This is a genomic window from Mycobacterium sp. UM_Kg1, assembly GCF_000972925.1.
Lineage (GTDB): Bacteria > Actinomycetota > Actinomycetes > Mycobacteriales > Mycobacteriaceae > Mycobacterium > Mycobacterium hiberniae.
Genome location: NZ_JRMK01000323.1, coordinates 1 through 892, shown reverse-complemented (window position 1 = coordinate 892; position 892 = coordinate 1). Strand labels below are relative to the sequence as shown.

General features: G+C 74.2%; 1 protein-coding gene and 1 pseudogene. One reads left to right on the top strand and one right to left on the bottom strand.

The genetic code is table 11. The annotated features are described in order from the left end of the window. Positions 1-20: 20 nt before the first annotated feature. A pseudogene (locus LI92_RS21355) lies at positions 21-563 on the top strand (AAA family ATPase); the annotation flags it as partial. Here the strand turns inward: LI92_RS21355 and LI92_RS21350 are convergent. Next, positions 553-892, bottom strand: a 340-nt coding sequence (locus LI92_RS21350; RefSeq protein ID WP_046322562.1) for a M20/M25/M40 family metallo-hydrolase, incomplete at its 5' end; no start/stop codon positions are given. The pseudogene LI92_RS21355 and the gene LI92_RS21350 overlap by 11 nt on opposite strands.

The following is an 892-nucleotide window of genomic DNA, read 5'->3' as shown; positions in this document are numbered from 1 at the left end:
GATGTGTATAAGAGACAGGCCTTGCCGAGGCCCGTGAGCTGGCCTGGCAGTTCACCGATTTCGCCGAGCTGACCCAACCCGGCCGGGCCATCGGCGAGGTTCTGGTGGCGGTCGTGCTGATCGCGGCCGAGGAGTTCGCGGACGCGGCGGCGCTACTGGCGCCGGCCGCGACCATCCTGGACCGCACCGGGTATTCGTGGGGACCGCTGTCGCTGACGTTGCTGGCCACCGCGCTGGCCCGGCAGTCCGACATCGCCGGCGCCGCAAAGGCGTTGCGGCGGGCCGAGTCCCGGCACGGCACCAAATCGGCACTGTTCGCCCCGGAGTTGGGCATGGCGCGCGCCTGGCAGCGGGCCGGCATGCGCGATCAGCACGGCGCGATCGCGGCCGCGCGGGAGAGCGCCCGGATGGCGCAACGCGCCGGGCAGTCCGCGGCTGCGCTGCAGGCCTGGGATGTCGCCGCCCGGCTCGGCGATGCCCGGGCCGCCGATCCGCTGGCCCGGCTCTGCGCCGAAGTCGACTGCGCGTTCGGCCGCGCGGCGCTGGAGCGGGTCAGGCGCTGAGGTAGCCGCGCAGCATTGCTGCCACGGTGCTGATCTGGTCCACCGGTACCCGCTCGTCGACCCGGTGCGCCAGGTTCGGGTCGCCCGGACCGTAGTTGACCGCGGGAATGCCGCGGGCGGCGAACCGGGACACGTCAGTCCAGCCGTATTTGGCCCGCACCCGCCCGCCGGCGGCCGCCACCAGCGCCGCGGCAGCGGGCGCGGTCAGCCCGGGCAGGGCGCCGGCCGCCGAATCGGTCTGCTCGACGCCCACATCGAGGCCGTCGAACACCTCGCGGACATGGGCCAGCGCCTGTTCGGGGGTGCGGTCCGGCGCGAAGCGGAAGTTC